The 17940-nt window shown below is 72.9% G+C and carries 15 protein-coding genes; 9 read left to right on the forward strand and 6 right to left on the reverse strand.

Annotation, left to right across the window (positions count from 1 at the left end):
- Nucleotides 1-148: 148 nt before the first annotated feature.
- The 4 genes from ABZ312_RS21055 (at nucleotide 149) to ABZ312_RS21070 (ending at nucleotide 3367) form a co-directional block, all read left to right on the forward strand.
- Entirely contained in the window at nucleotides 149-571 is a 423-nt protein-coding gene (locus tag ABZ312_RS21055) for a VOC family protein (RefSeq protein WP_500323069.1), read from the forward strand.
- The gene (locus ABZ312_RS21060; protein ID WP_499515308.1) at nucleotides 568-1644 is read left to right on the forward strand and encodes an adenosine deaminase; all 1077 of its coding nucleotides are present in this window, start codon (nucleotides 568-570) and stop codon (nucleotides 1642-1644) included. The genes ABZ312_RS21055 and ABZ312_RS21060 overlap by 4 nt, the downstream gene beginning before the upstream one ends.
- Before the next feature lie 209 nt (nucleotides 1645-1853).
- Entirely contained in the window at nucleotides 1854-2834 is a 981-nt protein-coding gene (locus ABZ312_RS21065) for a hydroxyacid dehydrogenase (protein WP_500438464.1), read from the forward strand.
- Between the two features lie 143 nt (nucleotides 2835-2977).
- The gene (locus ABZ312_RS21070) at nucleotides 2978-3367 is read left to right on the forward strand and encodes a hypothetical protein (protein ID WP_500360619.1); all 390 of its coding nucleotides are present in this window, start codon (nucleotides 2978-2980) and stop codon (nucleotides 3365-3367) included.
- A gap of 561 nt (nucleotides 3368-3928) precedes the next feature.
- Here the strand turns inward: ABZ312_RS21070 and ABZ312_RS21075 are convergent.
- The 6 genes from ABZ312_RS21075 to ABZ312_RS21100 all read right to left on the reverse strand — a co-directional run bounded on the left by ABZ312_RS21075 (nucleotide 3929) and on the right by ABZ312_RS21100 (nucleotide 12250).
- Entirely contained in the window at nucleotides 3929-5200 is a 1272-nt protein-coding gene (locus ABZ312_RS21075) for an alpha-L-fucosidase (RefSeq protein WP_500438466.1), read from the reverse strand.
- A gap of 175 nt (nucleotides 5201-5375) precedes the next feature.
- A complete protein-coding gene (locus ABZ312_RS21080; RefSeq protein WP_500323075.1) occupies nucleotides 5376-6302 on the reverse strand; it encodes a carbohydrate ABC transporter permease in 927 nt (308 codons plus the stop codon).
- On the reverse strand, nucleotides 6299-7651 hold the full coding sequence (locus tag ABZ312_RS21085) for a carbohydrate ABC transporter permease (RefSeq protein WP_500323076.1): 1353 nt from the start codon (nucleotides 7649-7651) through the stop codon (nucleotides 6299-6301). The genes ABZ312_RS21080 and ABZ312_RS21085 overlap by 4 nt, the downstream gene beginning before the upstream one ends.
- Nucleotides 7652-7660: 9 nt before the next feature.
- Nucleotides 7661-8992 (reverse strand): ABC transporter substrate-binding protein, encoded by a 1332-nt coding sequence (locus ABZ312_RS21090; RefSeq protein ID WP_500323077.1) that lies wholly within the window; start codon nucleotides 8990-8992, stop codon nucleotides 7661-7663.
- A 40-nt stretch (nucleotides 8993-9032) separates the two neighbouring features.
- Entirely contained in the window at nucleotides 9033-10718 is a 1686-nt protein-coding gene (locus tag ABZ312_RS21095; RefSeq protein ID WP_500323078.1) for a glycoside hydrolase family 13 protein, read from the reverse strand.
- 254 nt (nucleotides 10719-10972) lie between these two features.
- A complete protein-coding gene (locus ABZ312_RS21100; protein WP_500438468.1) occupies nucleotides 10973-12250 on the reverse strand; it encodes an ABC transporter substrate-binding protein in 1278 nt (425 codons plus the stop codon).
- Nucleotides 12251-12419: 169 nt separating this feature from the next.
- Between ABZ312_RS21100 and ABZ312_RS21105 the strand changes: the two genes are divergently transcribed.
- From ABZ312_RS21105 to ABZ312_RS21125, 5 genes are all read left to right on the forward strand, one after another.
- The gene (locus ABZ312_RS21105) at nucleotides 12420-12926 is read left to right on the forward strand and encodes a PadR family transcriptional regulator (protein ID WP_500323080.1); all 507 of its coding nucleotides are present in this window, start codon (nucleotides 12420-12422) and stop codon (nucleotides 12924-12926) included.
- Entirely contained in the window at nucleotides 12923-13696 is a 774-nt protein-coding gene (locus ABZ312_RS21110; RefSeq protein WP_500323081.1) for an ABC transporter ATP-binding protein, read from the forward strand. The genes ABZ312_RS21105 and ABZ312_RS21110 overlap by 4 nt, the downstream gene beginning before the upstream one ends.
- 5 nt (nucleotides 13697-13701) lie before the next feature.
- Nucleotides 13702-16008: an ABC transporter permease gene (locus ABZ312_RS21115; protein WP_500438469.1), complete on the forward strand. Its 2307-nt coding sequence runs from the start codon at nucleotides 13702-13704 to the stop codon at nucleotides 16006-16008.
- A 203-nt stretch (nucleotides 16009-16211) separates the two neighbouring features.
- A complete protein-coding gene (locus ABZ312_RS21120) occupies nucleotides 16212-17297 on the forward strand; it encodes an S-(hydroxymethyl)mycothiol dehydrogenase (protein ID WP_500323083.1) in 1086 nt (361 codons plus the stop codon).
- Entirely contained in the window at nucleotides 17294-17926 is a 633-nt protein-coding gene (locus tag ABZ312_RS21125; RefSeq protein ID WP_500323084.1) for an MBL fold metallo-hydrolase, read from the forward strand. The genes ABZ312_RS21120 and ABZ312_RS21125 overlap by 4 nt, the downstream gene beginning before the upstream one ends.
- Nucleotides 17927-17940 lie beyond the last annotated feature (14 nt).

The raw sequence follows: 17940 nt of genomic DNA on the forward strand, positions 1-17940 counted from the left end.
CGCCCTGCGCGTCCGGCAGGCCGAGGCGGGCTCACCCGGGGCCCGGGCGGGGCGGCCGGCCGCCGCCCCGCCCGGGCAGGGACAGGCGCCCCTCCCAGCCGGAGGGGGCGCCTTGCCCGGGTCGTGGTGTTACGTATAACGTTCGCGCATGTCCCGTATCGCCCTGGTCACCCTCGTCGTCCGCGACTACGACGAGGCCATCGCCTTCTACACCGGCGCCCTCGGCTTCGAGCTCGTCGAGGACGAGCCGCGCCCCGGCGGCAGCCGGTGGGTCGTCGTGCGCCCGCCCGGCGGCGCCGCGGGCAGCGGGCTGCTGCTCGCCCGCGCCAAGAACGACGCGGAGCTGTCGCGGGTCGGCGACCAGACCGGCGGACGGGTCGGCTTCTTCCTGCACACCGAGGACTTCGCGGGCGACCACGCGCGGATGAGCGCCGCGGGGGTGACCTTCCTGGAGGAGGCCCGCCACGAGGCGTACGGCTCGGTCGTCGTCTTCCAGGACCCCTACGGGAACCGCTGGGACCTCCTCCAGCCCGCCGCCACCGCCCCCACCGACCAGGAGCCCACCGCGTGACCGCCCTCGACACCGACCTGATCCGCCGGCTCCCCAAGGCCGTCCTCCACGACCACCTGGACGGCGGCCTGCGCCCGGCCACCCTGGTCGAACTGGCCGCGGAGATCGGCCACACCCTGCCCGCCACCGACCCCGGCGAGCTGGCCGCCTGGTACTACGACGCCGCCAACTCCGGCGACCTGGTCCGCTACATCGCCACCTTCGAGCACACGATCGCCGTGATGGGCACCCGAGAGGGCCTGCTGCGCGTCGCCGAGGAGTACGTGCTGGACCTCGCCGCCGACGGCGTCGTCTACGGCGAGGTGCGCTACGCGCCCGAGCTGCTGGTGCACCGGGGCCTGACCCTGGCCGAGGTCGTCGAGACCGTCCAGCAGGGCCTGGCCGCCGGCATGGCGAAGGCCGCCGCCGCGGGCACGCCGGTCCGCGTGGGGACCCTGCTGTGCGCGATGCGCATGACCGACCGCAGCCGCGAGGTGGCCGACCTCGCCGTCGCGTACCGCGACGCGGGCGTCGTCGGCTTTGACATCGCGGGCGCCGAGGACGGCTTCCCGCCCGCCGACCACCTCGCCGCCTTCGAGCACCTGCGCCGCGAGAACGTGCCCTTCACCATCCACGCGGGCGAGGCCCACGGCCTGCCCAGCATCCACCAGGCGGTGCAGGTCTGCGGCGCGCTGCGGATCGGCCACGGCGTCCGCCTCGCCGAGGACATCGTGGACGGCAAGCTCGGCCGCCTGGCGGGCTGGATACGCGACCGCCGCATCGCACTGGAGGTCTGCCCGACCTCCAACCTCCAGACGGGCGCCGCCACCTCCATCGCCGAGCACCCCATCACCCTCCTGCGCGACCTCGGCTTCCGCGTCACCCTCAACACCGACAACCGGCTGGTCTCGGCGACCACCATGACCCGCGAGATGGAGCTGCTCGTCACCGAGGCGGGCTGGACGGCGGAGGACCTGCGCGAGGTCACCGTCAACGCGCTCAAGAGCGCGTTCCTCCCCTTCGACGAGCGGAACGCGATCATCCGCGACGTCGTCCTGCCGGGCTACGAGACGGTGCTCGCCGCGGGCAGCTGACCCCCGACGGGGGTGCCGGCCCGGCTCCCGGTCCGGTACCCCGTGTGCGGCGTCCGCGGCGGTGCGCGTGCCGGGGCCGGGGAGGCCCGGTCCGCCCTTGACGGCGCCGGGTCCCGTGCGAATGATGGCGCCCTCACCTGTCCGCAGGTCTCCACAGGGGGAGCCGTCACGTGACCCGCGCGCACCACCGTCCCCGTACCGTCCTGGCCATGAGCGCCGGGACCCGTGAGGCCGTCCTCGGCGACGCGGCGCTCGAACGGCTCTGCCGTGTCGCCCGCGTCGACCCCGCCCTGCTCGTCGAGGACTTCGGGGACCCCGCCGTGGCGGAACCGCTCGCCGAGGCCGAGGTGCTGCTCACCGGCTGGGGCTGCCCGCCGCTGGACGAGGCGGCGCTGGCCCGCATGCCCGCGCTGCGCGCGGTCGTCCACGCCGCCGGATCGGTCAAGCAGCACATCACCGACGCCGTGTGGCGGCGCGGCATCCAGGTCTCCACCGCCGCCGCGGCCAACGCCCTGCCGGTTGCCGAGTACACCGTCGCCGCCGTGCTGTTCGCCAACAAGCGCGTCCTGGCCTCGGCGCAGGCCTACCGGGAGGCCCGCCGCCGGCCGGAGCCCTCCGAGGTGTGCCACGGCATCGGCAACTACCGTCGTACCGTGGGGGTCGTCGGTGCCTCCCGCATCGGGCGGCGGGTCATCGAGCTGCTGCGCCCCTTCGACCTGCGCCTGCTCGTCCACGACCCCTACCTCGACCCCGGCGAGGTGGTCGCGCTCGGTGCGGAGCCGGTGGAGCTGGACCAACTGTGCCTGCTCGGCGACGTGGTCACCGTCCATGCCCCCGAACTGCCCGAGACCCGCCACCTGTTCGACGCCGCGCGCCTGGCGCTGCTGCGGGACGGGACCACGCTGATCAACACCTCGCGGGGCTCGCTGGTCGACACCGCCGCGCTCACCGCCGAACTGGTCTCCGGCCGGCTGCACGCCGTCCTCGACGTCACCGACCCCGAGCCGCTGCCCGCCGACTCGCCGCTCTACGATCTGCCGAACGTCCTGCTGACCCCGCACGTCGCCGGATCGCTCGGCGGCGAGCTGGCCCGGCTCGCCGACACCGCGATCGAGGAGATCGAACGTCTCGCCCACGGTGCGCCCCTCGCCCACGCCGTCCACCGCGACGCGCTCGCACGCTCCGCCTGAGGAAGGATGCTCCTTCGGCATGTCGTCGGCCGTCGCATAGAGTGCTGTCGCGAGGGTGTCCACGTCGTTCGACGAAACGATCTTGGACACCCTCGTTCTCGTCTTCGCAGGCACCCCTTGGACCGCACCACCAGGAGGAACCGGTGTCATACCCGCAACTGCTCACCCCCGAGGAGAAGCTCGCCGACGCGAAGAAGCTGTTGAGCCTCCCGCATATCGTCGTGATCTGCGGCTCCACCCGCTTCATGACCGAGATGGACGAGGCCGATCTGCGGGAGACCACAGCCGGAAGGATCGTCGTCAAACCAGGCTGCGACATGAAGTCGCCGCACGAACTTTGGTCCGATCCTGCCGAGGCCGAGGCGCTGAAGGTTCGACTCGACGATCTGCACCGGGCGAAGATCCGGCTCGCCGATGAGGTGCTCGTGGTCGGCGACTACATCGGAGACAGCACCCGAGCCGAAATCGCCTACGCCCGGTCGCTGGGCAAGCCCGTGCGGTTCACGCACCCCGAAGTCGACCCTGACGACTGACCGCCCGCTGCCACCTCGACAACCAGGGGCGGCAGCCCACCGCCTGACCGTCTCGCGGTGGCTTCGGCCGCCGCCCGCCCCACACCCCCCGCAGGCATCCCTTGGAATTGGCCATCTAGGAACCGGGCCCCGCGCCGGACGTCCCGGTGCGGCCCGATCACCGAAGGCGCAGGAAGTTCCTGACGTCGGCGCGGCCGTCGAGGGCCCGGGCGTCCACGTCCGACGGATCCGCCTCCGCGCGCCGCCGGCGACTCCGTCAGCGCGAGGGCCGCGTCGCCGAGGCGTCCGAACCGTCTGGCGGTGTGCCCCAGGCACAGACCGGCCAGGCCGAGAAGGGGACTTCCCGGCAGGGCCCGCGTCCCGACCTCGACGCACCAGTGCTCGACGAACCGCCGGTCGTCGTCGTTCAGCGCGCTCCCGATCAGGACGCTCGCCGCCTCGGCCTCGTGCGCGCGGTCGCGCAGGGCCCGTTCCAGGGTCTCGGCCACCACCTCGTGGGGCAGCGCGGGAGGGTTCCGGAAGCCGGGACGGGAAGGCACCTCACGGGAGGGCGGCACGGAGCTAGGCGCGACCGGTGCCGCGGTAGAGGTCCAGTTCGCCGTCGAGTTCGAGGGCGAGGACGGTGGCGTACGGGTCCAGGGCGTCGGGGGAGGGCGCGTCGATCCAGGTGACGCCGGGCACGTCGTGGAGCCCGCCGGTCACGTGGTGGCCCAGCCCGGCGCCCGTGCCCACCACCGACACACGGCGGACGCGGTTGCGCAGGCCGCGCAGCGCGACCGTCTCGCGCGGGGCGTCGAAGCACACCAGGTACAGGGTGCGGCGGTCGGCGGACAGGGTGCTGGGGCCGTAGTGGTGCCCGGCCGGCAGGCCGGCGACGGTGCCGTACACGGCGTCGGCGTGGCCGCGGATCCAGTCGCCGAGGCCCTCCAGGCGGGTCGTCTGCTCCGGGGTGATGGTGCCGTCCTCACGGGGGCCGACGTCCAGCAGCAGGTTGCCGCCGGCGCCGATCGTCTCGGTGAAGTAGCGGACCAGCTGGCGCACCGACTTGTGGCGGTGGTCGGCGTGCTGGAAGCCCCAGGAGTCGTTGACGGTCAGGCACAGCTCCCACGGCCCGGCCGGCGGTTCGACGGGGATGCCCTGTTCGGGTGTGGCGTAGTCGCCGTGGCTCAGCATGCGCGCGTTCAGGACCGTCTCCGGGTTCCCGGCGAGGATCCGCGCGGCCAGGGCGTCCAGGCCCCACTGCTCCTCGCTGCGCTCCCACTCGCCGTCGAACCACAGCAGGTCGGGCCGGAAGCGGTCGACCAGCTCGCCGACCTGGGCGTTGCGGTAGGCGAGGTAGCGCTCCCAGGCGGCCGGGTCCTCCTTGCCGTCCGCCGGGGCGACGAAGGGGCTGGTCACCACGTCGTCGGTGGGCGGGGCGGGGTGGACGACGCTGGGGTAGTCCGGGTGGTTCCAGTCCGAGTGGGAGTAGTAGAGCCCGACCTTCAGGCCGTGTTCGCGCAGCGCCTGCGTGTACGGGGCGATCAGGTCGCGCCCGGCCGGGGTGCGCCGGACGACCGACAGGTCGCCCTGCGCGGTGTCCCACAGGGCGACCCCGTCGTGGTGCCGGGCGGTCAGCACCGCGTAGCGGGCGCCCGCGCGGGCGAAGAGCCCGGCCCAGGCGCGCGGCTCGTACCGCGCCGCGGTGAACCCGTCGAGCTGGCGCATGTACCGCTCGTGGGGGACCTCGCCGTTGTAGAAGGCCCAGGACTCGGGCACGCCGTCGACCGCGTAGATCCCGTAGTGGATGAAGATGCCGAGCTTGGCGTCGGCGAACCACGGCTGCAGGGGCATGGCTGACGAGTCCTCGCGGGAGGGGAGAAGACGACCGCGGGTGCGGTGATACGTCGGAGGAGTCCTGTCCTCCGCCCCGACCCCAAGGGGGATCAGGGCGACTGACAAGAAAGACCTCCGACGTATCGCGGCACCCGCTCCCGCGGCGGCCCGGCGGCTACTTCACCTGCTTCACCTACTTCACCGATCCCGCCATGACCCCCTCCACGAAGTGGCGCTGGAAGGCGAAGAAGACCGCCAGCGGCACGATCAGCGACAGGAAGGCCCCCGGCGCCAGCACGTCGATGTTGGAGCCGAACTGCCGCATCTGCGACTGCAGGGCGACCGTGAGAGGCTGCGCGTCGCTGCCGGCGAAGATCAGCGCGACCAGCATGTCGTTCCAGACCCACAGGAACTGGAAGACGGCCAGGCTCGCGATCGCCGGACGGCCCACCGGCAGCACCAGCTTCCGGAAGATCGTCCACTCCGTCCCGCCGTCCATGCGGGCGGCCTCCAGCATCTCGCGCGGGATCTCCGCGAAGTAGTTGCGGAGCAGGAAGATCGCGAACGGCAGTCCGTACGCCACGTGGAAGAGGACCACGCCCGCGGTCGTGCCGAACAGCCCGACCTCCCGGAACAGCCTGGCGACCGGCAGCAGCCCGATCTGCACGGGTACCACGAGCATGCCGACGACCACCAGGAAGACCCAGTCGCGCCCCGGGAACTCCAGCCAGGCGAAGGCGTATCCGGCCAGCGCGGCGAGGACCACCACGGCGGCCGTGGCGGGCACCGAGATCAGCACGGTGTTCCAGAGCGCCTGGGTGATCCCGCTGTCGCCGAGGATCGCGGAGTAGTTGTCGAAGCTCAGCGAGCCGGGGTGGAGCAGGGTGGTCCACCAGCCGGAACCGGCGTTGTCGTCGGAGTTGCGCAGCGAGGAGACGAACAGCCCGGCCGTCGGGGTGAGCCAGATCAGCGCCACGACCGTCAGCAGGACCTGGACGAGCCCCCCGCGCAGCACCGAGACCAGCCGGCCCGCCACGGAGGGACGCCCGGGGGTCCGGCCGGACGTCCCGCCGGGCGGGGTGGGCGGAGCGGGGTGCGGAGCGGCGGTCTGCACGGTCATCGGTTGCTCCTGCGGAAGCGTCGGATGTTGAGGGCCATGGCCGGCAGCACCAGCAGCAGCAGGACGACGCCGATCGCGCTGCCCAGGCCCTGGTTGTTGCCGCCGCCGAAGGAGACCAGCCACATCTGCAGCGCCAGGACGTTGGCGTCCTCCAGCACCGGGCCCGGCGCGATGATGTACACGAGGTCGAAGACCTTCATCACGTTGATCACCAGTGTCACGAAGACCACGCCCAGCACCGGCGCGAGCAGCGGCACCGTGATCCTGCGGAAGATCTGCCACTCGCCCGCGCCGTCCATCCGGGCGGCCTCCAGCGTCTCGCGCGGCAGCGCGGACAGCCCGGCGCCGATCAGCACCATGGAGAAGCCGGTCCAGATCCACAGATAGGCGCCGATGATCGCCGGGGTGATCAGTGTCGGGCCGAGCCAGTCGATGCCCGCGTACGGTTCCGCGAAGTTCTTCCCGGGCAGCCGGACGCCGTACGGGCCGTCCCCGGCTCCTGCGAAGCGGAAGGAACCGTCGTCACCGGTGGTCGTGGTGGCGACCACGGCATCACCCTTGGTCAGTTCCACCGTCATGTGCGGCAGGCCGCGCTCCCGGGGGTCCACGGCGCCGGGCGTGCCCCCGCCGCCCGGGACGAAGTCCAGGTAGACCACGCCGGTGACGGCGTCGTCGGAGACCTGCGCGGGCGCGGCCGGGCGGGCCTGCTTCGGCAGGGACGCGGGCGGCAGGCCGACCAGGCCCAGCGTGACGTCCTTGCCCGGCTCCACCCGCGCGACCGCCTGGTAACCGCCGTCGCCCGACTCCTTCAGCACGTCCGTGCCGCGGGGCCGGGCGCCGGGGTAGGCGGAGGAGTCGTTGAAGGTGTCGTGGACGGCGACGGCGACCGCGTTCATGACGCCGCGCTGCGGGTCCTGGTCGTACACCAGGCGGAAGGTGATGCCCGCGGCGAGGAAGGAGACCGCCATCGGCATGAAGATCAGCAGCTTGAAGGCGGTGGCCCAGCGGATCTTCTCGGTGAGCACGGCCAGGACCAGGCCGACGCCGGTGAGCAGCGCCGGCGCGGCCACGACCCAGATCGCGGTGTTGCGGACGGCCTTGAGGGTGGCCGGGTCGCTGAACATCTCCTGGTAGTTGGCGAGTCCCACGAAGCGGTCGCCGCTCGCGTCGAACAGGCTGCGGCCGACCGAGAAGAGGATGGGGTAGCCGACGAGGGCGCCGAGCAGGGCGAGCGCCGGGAGCGCGAAGACGATCGCCGTGATGCGGGCCCGGCGTGAACGCCGCCGGACGGAGGCCGGGGCGGTGCCGCCCGCCGGGGCGGGCGGCACCTTGCGGGTGAGGGCGGACATGATCCGGCCTCAGCCCTTGTACGCCTTGGCGGCCGCGGCCTCGAGCTTCGCCGCGGTGGCCTTCGGGTCCGACGGGTCGCGCAGGAAGTCCTGCAGGATCTTCCACTCGCCCTTGCCGGGCGTGCCGCCGAAGGCGGGCGGGGTCTGGTCGGACATGTCGAAGCGCACCGTGTCACCGGCGTCGACCAGGGACTTGGCGGCCGTGCGCAGGGTGTCGTCCGCGTAGGAGGCGGGGTCCAGCTTGGTGTTGGGGGAGAGGAAGCCGCCCGCCTTGGCCCAGATCTGCGCGGCCTCGGGGGTGGCCAGGTAGGCGATCAGCTCCATGGCGGCCTTGGCGTTCTTGCCGGACTTCAGCGCCACGGCGGCCTCGCCGCCGCCGACCACCGGTGCCGGGCCGCCGTCGACCGAGGGGAAGGGGAAGAACTTGGCGTCCTCGCCGACCTTGCCGCCCAGGTCACCCGAGATGACACCGCCGACGAAGTCGCCCTCGTAGACCAGGCCGGCCTTGGGGCTCTTGCCGAAGACGTGCGCGACGGAGTCCGGGAAGCTGGTGGCCAGGGCGCCCTTGCGGCCGCCCGCGAGCAGGTCGTCCTCGCCGAACAGCTGGGACAAGGTGGTGAGCGCCTTGACGACGGTGGGGTCGCTCCACGGGATCTCGTGCCGGGTCAGCTTGTCGTAGTTCTCCGGGCCGGCCTGGGAGAGGTAGAGGTTCTCGAACCAGTCGGTGAGCGTCCAGCCGTCCGAGCCGCCGACGGCGAAGGCGGGCAGGCCCGAGTCGGAGACGGCGCGGGCGGCGTCCAGCATCTCCGCGAAGGTCTTGGGCGGCTGCACGCCGGCCGTCTCCAGCGCCTGCGGGCTGTACCAGACCGTCGACTTGTCGGAGGTCTTGAAGTACAGGCCGTAGTAGGTGCCGTCGACCGTGCCGAACGTCTGCCAGATCTTGGCGTAGTTCTTCTCCGCGGCGCCCTTCACCTCCGGCGACAGCGGCTGGAGCCAGCCCTTGCCCGCGAACTCCTTGAGCACGCCGGGCTGCGGCACCATCGCGACGTCGGGCGAGTCACCGCCCTCGACCTTGCTGCCCAGGACGGTCGCGAAGTTGTCGCCGGTGGAGACGTACGCCACCTTCGCCCCGGTCTTCGCGGTGAAGCCGTCCAGGACCTTCTGGAAGTTCTGCTGCTCGACGCCGGTCCAGACGGCCGCGACGGTGACGGTCTGGCCCTTGAGCTTCTGGGCGCCGGCCGCCGGGCCGGAGTCGGAGGAGGCCTTGGTGTCACCGCCGCAGGCGGTGGTCGCGAGGGCCAGACCGCATATGGCGGTGGCCGCGACGAGGGTGCGCTTCATCGGGGTGGTGTCCCTTCTTCGGTGGAGTGGTGCGGAACGGTCAGGTGCGCGCCGGGTCGTGGACCCACCAGGCGGCGGCGTTGGCGGGGAGGACCCCCGGCGGGCAGGGGGCGCTGGACAGCAGCGGCTGTCCCGGTACGGGGGCGGGGACCGGCTCGTCGCCGAAGTTCACGGCGCAGACCAGGCCCTCGCCGCGGACGAAGGCGAGCACGCCGGGCGGTGCCTCCAGCCAGCGCAGCGTCCCCTCGCCGAGCTGGGGCAGCCGGGCCCGCAGGCCGAGCGCCTCCCGGTACAGGTGCCAGAAGGAACCGGTGTCCAGCAGCGCGCGGTCGGCGCTGTGCTCGGCGAACCAGTCGGGCTGCGGCAGCCACGGCCGGGCCGCGCTGCCCTCGGCGGTGAAGCCGAACGGCGAGGCGTGGCCCGACCAGGGCAGCGGCACCCGGCAGCCGTCCCGGACGAAGCGGCGGCTGCCGGTGCGGCGGAAGATCGGGTCGGTGAGGACCTCGTCCGGCAGGTCGACGACCTCGGGCAGCCCCAGTTCCTCGCCCTGGTAGACGTACGCGGCACCCGGCAGCGCCAGCATCAGCAGCGCGGCGGCGCGCGCCCGGGCGGCGCCGAAGTGCCCGGTGGGGCCGCCCGCGTACCGGGTGACGGTCCTGACCTGGTCGTGGTTGTTGAGCACCCAGGTGACGGTGGACCCGGTCCCGGCGATGTCGCGCAGCGCCTCGGCGATGGCCGTGCGGAACGCCTGCGCGTTCCAGGGGGCGCTCAGCAGGTGGAAGAAGAAGGCCTGATGGAGTTCGTCGGGGCGGACGTAGCGGGCCTGTTCGGCCGGGGTGGGGACGGAGACCTCGCCGACCAGCAGGCGTTCGCGTCCGTCGCGGGCGGTGTACTCCTCGCAGATCGCGCGCCACCGCCGCCAGACCCCGTGCACCTCGGGACGGTTCCAGGCCAGCGGGTTGACGGAGTCGCGGGACCGCTCGTCCGCCGCGGGGTCGGGGGAGTCGGGGAGCGAGGGGTGCTTGAACAGGCCCGCCGCCACGTCGATGCGGAAGCCGTCGACCCCCCGGTCCAGCCAGAAGCGCAGCACGTGCTCGAAGTGCTCCCCGACGCGCGGGTCACGCCAGTTGAGGTCGGGCTGCTCCGGGGTGAACAGGTGCAGGTACCACTGGCCGGGCCGGCCGTCCGGCTCGGTCACCCGGGACCAGGCGGGACCGCCGAACATCGCCCGCCAGTTGTTGGGCGGCAGTTCGCCGTGCTCGCCGCGTCCGTCGGCGAAGTGGAACAGCGACCGGGCGGGGCCGCCCGGTCCCTCCGTCAGTGCCTGGCGGAACCACGGGTGGGCGGAGGAGCAGTGGTTGGGGACGACGTCGACGACGGTGCGCAGACCCAGCCGGTGCGCGTCGGCCACGAGGCGGTCGAACTCGGCGAGGTCGCCGTAGAGCGGGTCGACGCCCGTGTAGTCGGCCACGTCGTAGCCGTGGTCGTGCTGCGGCGAGGGGTAGAAGGGGCTCAGCCAGATCCCGTCGACGCCCAGCTTGCGCAGGTAGGGCAGACCGGCTCGGACGCCGGCCAGGTCCCCGACACCGTCACCGGTGCTGTCCAGGAAACTGCGCACGTAGACCTGGTAGACCACCGCGTCGCGCCACCAGGGGCGTACGGCGGTGAGTGCCGGGGAGGGGGCGGCGGCGGTGGAGGAACCGTCCTCCAGAGGGGCTGTGAACACCCGTCACCATCCTGACTGCGGGCGCGCGGACGGACACGACACTGCACGCCGCGCGGGGTGGCTCGTTATGCATGCATGTTAAGTAGCAGTGTCAGGAAGGTGTCAACGGAGCTGCCGATAGACGGCGCTTACTGGGGTGATTTGCGTGGGTAAGATCCGCAGTCGAGGACCGAGAGGGTGTCGCGGAGGCCCCCGCAGTTACTTAACAAGTATGTATGAGGTGGGTGGTGACATCCATCGAAGGCGCCGCGGGATCAGCGGTCCCGCACGATCTCCCGCAGCTCGCGGTCCAGCCGTGCGACGGCCTGCTCCGGCGTGGTGTGCAGCGCCAGTGCGTCCCGGCTCACCGCCGCCACCGCCAGGCTCACCTGCTCGTAGCGGGCGCTCTTCGGGCGCGGCTTGGCCGTCCGTACGCTCTGCTCCAGCACCGGCAGGTAGGGATACCGGCGCACCAGCCCGGGGTCCTGGTACAGATCGGCCCACACCGGCGGCAGCGAGCCTTCCGTCAGGACCTGGCGCTGCACGGACTCACCCGTCATGTACGCCATGAGGTCGGTGGCCGTCCGCGGATGCCGCGAGTGCGCGTTGACCGCGAGGTTGGACCCGCCCAGCACACTGGCGCCCGGCCCGTCCGGCCCGGGCAGCGGCACCGCGCCGAAGCGCCCCGCGACCTTGGAGCCGGGCGCGGAGGCGAGGTCGTACACGTACGGCCAGTTGCGCAGGAAGAGCAGCCGGCCGTCCTCGAAGGCCTGCCGGGACTCCTCCTCCTTGAACCGCAGTGCCTCGCCTGGGATCCAGCCCTCGCGCACCCCGCGCACCAGGAAGCCCAGCCCCTCGCGGGCCGCGGCGGAGTCCACGGTGACCCGGCTGCCGTCGCCGCCGAGGATGCCGCCCCCGGCCGACTGCACCGCCTCCGTGACGTTGACGGTCAGGCCCTCGTACGGCAGGAACTGCCCGGCGTAGCCGCCGATCCCGTACTTCGGGGCGAGCGTGCGCGCCTGCCGCTCCAACTCCGCCCAGGTGCGCGGCGGATCCAGGTGCTCCCGGTCGAGGATGTCCTTGCGGTAGTAGAGCAGCCCGGCGTTGGTGACGTACGGGACCGCGTACAGCCGCTCGCGGAAGGTGGCGGTGTCCACCACCGAGGGCAGCAGCCGGTCCAGCGGCAGGCCGCGCGGGTCGACCGGCGCGATCCATCCGGCGCCCGCGAACTCGGAGGTCCACGCCACGTCGATGTTGAGCACGTCGAAGCGGTCGCTGCCGGAGCGCAGGCTGTCTGCCATCTGCGCGCGCACCTCGTCGGCCGCCTCGGGCAGTTCGACGAGGGTCGCCTTCTCCAGGGGGTGGCCACGGTTCCAGCCGTCCAGCACGTGCTGGAGGTAGCCGGTCAGATCGCGACCGGTCGCGAGGGTCACCGGGCCCCGGCCCGTCGTGCCGGGCGGTCCGTCGGCGGCGCGGGCGCCCTCGGAGGCGTATCCCGTCAGCAGCAGGGCAGCGGCGAGCAGGGTCCTGCCCGCGGCCCGCGCCCAGCGCATACGATCCTCCAGGTCCCGCTTCCGGCGACGGCGTCGTCGTCCGAAGAGACATGTATACCTGTTGGACATGCGCGATACTAGCCATTGCGGCAGGATGGCCTGCTCACCGATGATCGGGCTGGTGAGCGGCCCCTAACAAGCAGGTAGCCGGGGAGGAGGCAGGTCGAGCGTGCGCCTTCCGCTCATGGCACTCCTCGCCAAGGGGCCCGCCCATGGTTACGAGCTCAAAACGGCACTTGAGAAGCTTTTCGGTGCGGCCTATCCTCAGCCGAACATCGGCCAGATCTACGTGACGCTGGCGCGCCTGGAGAAGTCGGGACTGATCCGGGGCGAGGACGTCACCCAGTCCGGTCGGCCCAACAAGCGGATCTACGAACTCACCGACGCCGGGCAGGAGGCGGTCGCCGCCTGGTTCGACGAGCCGTCCAGCGAGCCGCGGGTGCGCGACGAGTTCTTCATGAAGCTCGCCCTCGCCCCGGCCACCGGCCTGGCCGACCAGGTCTCCCTGATCAACAAGCAGCGCCGCCACTACCTCAACCTCATGCGGGCCATGTCCCGGCTCGCCGCGGGGGAGGACCGGGACAACACCATCGCGCAGCTGCTGATCGAGGGCGCGACGCTGCATCTGCAGGCGGACCTCGACTGGCTGGAGCGCTGCCAGGAGGAGCTGGAATGAGAAGGGCCGAGCCGCCTCCCGCGGCGCCGCACATGCTCCGGGTCGAGGGCCTGGTCAAGACGCACCGTGTGGACGGCGGCGAGGTCAGGGCCGTGCGCGGGGTCGACCTGGAGGTGCGGCCGGGCGAGTTCGTCGCCGTCACCGGCCCCTCCGGCGCCGGCAAGTCCACCCTGCTGCATCTGCTCGGCGGCCTGGAACGCCCCGACCGGGGGCGGATATGGCTGGACGGGCAGCGGGTCGACCAGCTCAGCGAGGCACGCTGGGCGGTACTGCGCCGGCGCGGCGTCGGCATCGTCTTCCAGTTCTTCAACCTCGTCTCCACCCTCACCGTCGCGGACAACATCGAACTGCCCGCCCTGCTCGCCGGCCGCTCGCCCCGCCAGGTGCGCGCCGCGCGGCAGGAGTTGCTGGCCGACCTCGGCCTGACGGGCAAGGAGGACAGCACCCCCGCCGACCTGTCCGGCGGTGAGCAGCAACGGGTCGCCCTCGCCCGGGCCCTGGTCAACCGCCCGGCCCTGCTGCTGGCCGACGAGCCCACCGGCAGCCTCGACAGCAAGGGCACCCGGGAGGTGCTGCGGCTGCTGACCCGCTGCCACGAACGTGGCCAGACCATCCTGCTCGTCACGCACGACGCCAAGGTGGCCAGTGCCGCGGACCGGGTGATCAGCCTCTTCGACGGCGAAGTGGTCGACGACATCACCCTCGACGTCCCGCCGTACGCCTCGCGTCCCTCCCGTGCCGCCGCCGACGTCGTGAAGCTGCAGGGCTGACCGCCGTGCGCGCCACCGCCCGCTGGGCCCTCGCCGATCTGCGCACCCACCGCGGCCAGGCCCTGTCCATCGTCCTGGCCACCGCGGGCATCACCGTGGCGCTGCTGCTCTCCGTCGCGCTGCTGGTGTACGCGGCCAACCCCTGGCAGCGGATGTTCACCGCCACCGAGGGCGCCCACGTCTGGCTGCGCACGGACGGCCGCGCCGACACCGGCGCCCTGTCGCGGATCGACGGGGTCACCGCGGTCTCCGGACCCTTCCGCACCCTCACCGTCACCGCGCAGCACGGCCGGGAGAAGGCCGCCCTCGACCTGCGGGCCGCGGGCACGAGCCCGCCGTCGGTGGGCCGGCCGCTCATGGACCGCGGGAGCTGGCTGGACGGCGACGACGGCGACGGCGTCGTGCTGGAACGGTCGGTGGCGTCGGCGCTGTGGGCCGAGCCGGGCGACGAGATCAGCGTGACCCGTGACGGACGGCGGAGCACCGTCCGCGTGGTCGGCGTCGCCGGGACCGCCGAGCCGCTCTACTCCCCGGGAGACAACCCCGGTGTCGCGTGGGCGTCGCCCACGCTGGTGAGCGGCCTCGCCACCGGCCAGGCGCGGGCGGGGCAGACCGTGGGGCTGCGGCTGAAGGACCCGGCGGACACCGCCTTCGTCATCCAGCGGGCCGTCTCCGCCGTCGGACCGGACCGCGTCACGAGCGTCGCCACCTGGCGGGAGGCCCGCGCCGACGCCGAGGGCGACAACCACCTTCTCGGGCTGCTGCTCGGCCTGTTCGGGCTGGCCGCGCTGCTGGCCGCCGCGATCGCGGTGACCGGGGGCATCGCCACCCGCGTCCTGGCGTACGTCCGTGACATCTCCGTCCTGAAGGCGGTCGGCTTCACCCCGGCCCAGGTGGTCCGGATGTTCCTCGTGCAGCACGCGGTGCTCGCCACCGCCGGTGTGGTGCTCGGATCGATCGCCGCGGAGACGCTCGCGCCGGGCATCCCCGGGCCGATGGGGGACGCCATGGGGCTGTGGCAGGGACTGCCGCAGCACACCTGGGCGCTCCCCGGTACGGCCGCGGCGACCGTGCTGGTCATCGCCCTGGCCACGGTGCTCGCCGCCTGGCGGGCCGGCCGCGTGCCGCCGATCCCCGCCGCGCGGGGGGCCGTTCCGGGACGCCGCAGGATGTCCGGCGCGGCCCGGGCCGCGCTGCGCCTGGGGACCCCGCCCGCCCTGGTGCTCGGCTGCCGCGGCGTACTGCACCGGCCCGCGCGCTCGGCGGCCGCCGTGGCCCGGCTCGCCCTGCCGGTCCTGATGATCACCGTGGCGCTGGGGACCTGGGCCACCCTCGACCGCTTCGAGCACCACCCCGAACTGCTCGGCCAGGCCGGCGCGCTCACCGCCCGCCCCAACGGCCTCACCGACGGAGCCGTCCGGCAGCTGCTCGCCGCACGACCGGAGATCACCGCGGCGCACCCGGGCGTCGACCTCCCCGCGCTCGCCCCCGGCCAGTCGCAGTCCGTCACCCTGCGGGGGATCGGCACCACCGCCGACCCGTACCCCTTCGCCGTCGCGGAGGGCCGGCGCCCCGCAGGACCCGACGAGGCACTCGCCGGGCAGGGCCTGCTCGACGCGCTGCACATCGAGGTCGGCCAGTGGGTCCGGGTCACCGTCGGCGGCACGCCGCACATCCTGCACATCGTCGGCCGCAGCATCGAGACCGGGCACGGCGGACGGGTGATCTCCGCCCCGCTCGACGTGCTGCGGGCCCAGGACGCCTCCATCGGGCCCTCGTACTACAGCCTGGTGCTGCGTCCCGGCGCCGACCGCGCGGCGGTGCGCGGCGCCCTCACCGACGCGTCGCACGGCGCCCTGGAAGTGCGCGAGGTCACCGGCCCCGGCGCCGAACTCTCCCCGGTGCGCGGCGTGATCATCGGACTGGTCAGCGTCCTCGCGCTGATCGCCCTGGCCGAACTGTCCACCGCCGTCGGCAGCGGCATCCGCGACCACGCCCGCGACATGCGCGCCTACCGCGCCGTGGGCCTGACGCCCCAGCAGACCGTGGCGACCGTCGTGACCGGCGTCGGCCTGGTGGTCCTGGCCGCCGCCGCGGCGGGGGTCACCGCGGGGGTGTTCGCCTCCGACTGGCTGATCGACCTGCAGGCCGGCTCCAGCGGCGTCGGCGCGGGGATTGCCCAGTCCCCGCCGGGAGCGGTGCTGGCCCTGATCGTCGGCGTGTGCGTCGCGGCGGCGGTGGCACTCTCGCTGCTGCCCGCCTCCCGCGCGGCGGGGGACCGCAATCCGCGGATGCTGTTCAACGCCCAGTGAGGGGAAGACACCGGACGCCGTGCCCCGCCGAACGGGGCCGCCGGGCAAGATCCTTGGTAAGAATGAAGCGCGCCGGCCGGCCCGGCTGCGCGGTCCTTGACCGCTCTGTCGGCCGTCGTCGATGCTTGTGTTGCGGCACGTGCAGAATGTGCCGTAATGAGAAACGCCCGTCTCAGGGTTCCGTACCAGCCGAGGAGTGCCCCATGGCTCACCAGGTCCGTGCCGTCGTCGCCCGGGAGAAGGGTTCCCCCGTCAGCCTGGAAACGATCGTCGTGCCCGACCCGGGGCCCGGGGAGGCGCTGGTACGGATCCAGGCCTGCGGGGTCTGCCACACCGACCTGCACTACCGCGAGGGCGGGATCAACGACGACTTCCCGTTCCTGCTCGGCCACGAGGCGGCGGGCATCGTGGAGTCGGTCGGCGAGGGCGTCACCGACGTCGCTCCCGGTGACTTCGTCGTCCTCAACTGGCGTGCCGTGTGCGGCCAGTGCCGTGCCTGTCTGCGCGGCCGCCCCTGGTACTGCTTCAACACCCACAACGCCAAGCAGAAGATGACCCTGCTGGACGGCACCGAGCTCTCCCCGGCCCTCGGCATCGGGGCCTTCGCCGAGAAGACCCTCGTCCACGCCGGGCAGTGCACCAAGGTCGACCCGGCCGTCTCCCCGGCCGTCGCCGGGCTGCTGGGCTGCGGTGTCATGGCGGGCATCGGCGCGGCCATCAACACCGGCAACGTGGGCCGCGGCGACTCCGTCGCCGTCATCGGCTGCGGCGGCGTGGGCGACGCGGCGATCGCCGGCGCCCGGCTGGCCGGTGCCGCGAAGATCATCGCGGTCGACATCGACGCGCGGAAGCTGGAGACGGCGAAGAAGCTGGGCGCCACGCACACCGTCAACTCCAAGGAGACCGACCCCGTCGAGGCGGTTCGCGAGCTGACCGGCGGCTTCGGCGCCGACGTCGTCATCGAGGCGGTCGGCCGCCCCGAGACGTACAAGCAGGCCTTCTACGCCCGCGACCTGGCCGGCACCGTCGTCCTGGTCGGCGTGCCCACCCCCGAGATGAAGCTGGAACTCCCGCTGCTGGACGTCTTCGGCCGCGGCGGGGCCCTGAAGTCCTCCTGGTACGGCGACTGCCTGCCCTCCCGCGACTTCCCCATGCTCATCGACCTCCACCTGCAGGGCCGGCTGGACCTGGACACCTTCGTCACCGAGACCATCGCCCTGGACGAGGTGGAGAAGGCCTTCGAGCGGATGCACCACGGCGACGTGCTGCGCTCGGTGGTGGTCCTGTGACGACCGCCCGCATCGACCACCTCGTCACCTCGGGCACCTTCTCGCTGGACGGCGGCACCTGGGACGTCGACAACAACGTCTGGATCGTCGGCGACGACACCGAGGCGATCGTCGTCGACGCCGCCCACGACGCCGACGCCATCGCCGCGGCGCTGGGCGGCCGCCGCCTGGTCGCGATCGTGAGCACCCACGCCCACAACGACCACGTCGACGCCGCGCCCGCGCTCGCCGCCCGCACCGGCGCGAAGATCCTGCTGCACGGCGACGACCTGCCGCTGTGGAAGCAGACCCACCCGGAGCGCTCCCCGGACGAAGAGCTGACGGACGGTCAGATCATCGCGGTGGCCGGCATCGAGCTCACGGTGCTGCACACCCCGGGCCACGCGCCGGGCGCCGTCTGCCTGTACGCGCCGGCCCTCGGCACGGTCTTCACCGGCGACACCCTCTTCCAGGGCGGCCCGGGCGCCACGGGGCGGTCCTTCTCGGACTTTCCCACCATCATCGACTCCATCCGCGAGCGGCTGCTGACCCTGCCGCCGGAGACGGTCGTCCGCACCGGCCACGGCGACAGCACCACCATTGGCGCCGAGGCCCCGCATCTGGACGAGTGGATCGCCCGCGGCCACTGAGCCCCCATGGCCGC

Source organism: Streptomyces sp. NPDC006207 (genome assembly GCF_040613835.1).
Lineage (GTDB): Bacteria > Actinomycetota > Actinomycetes > Streptomycetales > Streptomycetaceae > Actinacidiphila.

What these genes read in the sequence shown, in the direction of transcription:
- ABZ312_RS21055 (WP_500323069.1), top strand. Translation starts at nt 149, where the DNA reads ATGTCCCGTATCGCCCTGGTCACCCTCGTCGTCCGCGACTACGACGAG.
- ABZ312_RS21065 (WP_500438464.1), top strand. Translation starts at nt 1,854, where the DNA reads ATGAGCGCCGGGACCCGTGAGGCCGTCCTCGGCGACGCGGCGCTCGAA.
- ABZ312_RS21075 (WP_500438466.1), bottom strand. Translation starts at nt 5,200, where the DNA reads ATGCCCCTGCAGCCGTGGTTCGCCGACGCCAAGCTCGGCATCTTCATC.
- ABZ312_RS21080 (WP_500323075.1), bottom strand. Translation starts at nt 6,302, where the DNA reads ATGACCGTGCAGACCGCCGCTCCGCACCCCGCTCCGCCCACCCCGCCC.
- ABZ312_RS21085 (WP_500323076.1), bottom strand. Translation starts at nt 7,651, where the DNA reads ATGTCCGCCCTCACCCGCAAGGTGCCGCCCGCCCCGGCGGGCGGCACC.
- ABZ312_RS21090 (WP_500323077.1), bottom strand. Translation starts at nt 8,992, where the DNA reads ATGAAGCGCACCCTCGTCGCGGCCACCGCCATATGCGGTCTGGCCCTC.
- ABZ312_RS21100 (WP_500438468.1), bottom strand. Translation starts at nt 12,250, where the DNA reads ATGCGCTGGGCGCGGGCCGCGGGCAGGACCCTGCTCGCCGCTGCCCTG.
- ABZ312_RS21110 (WP_500323081.1), top strand. Translation starts at nt 12,923, where the DNA reads ATGAGAAGGGCCGAGCCGCCTCCCGCGGCGCCGCACATGCTCCGGGTC.
- ABZ312_RS21120 (WP_500323083.1), top strand. Translation starts at nt 16,212, where the DNA reads ATGGCTCACCAGGTCCGTGCCGTCGTCGCCCGGGAGAAGGGTTCCCCC.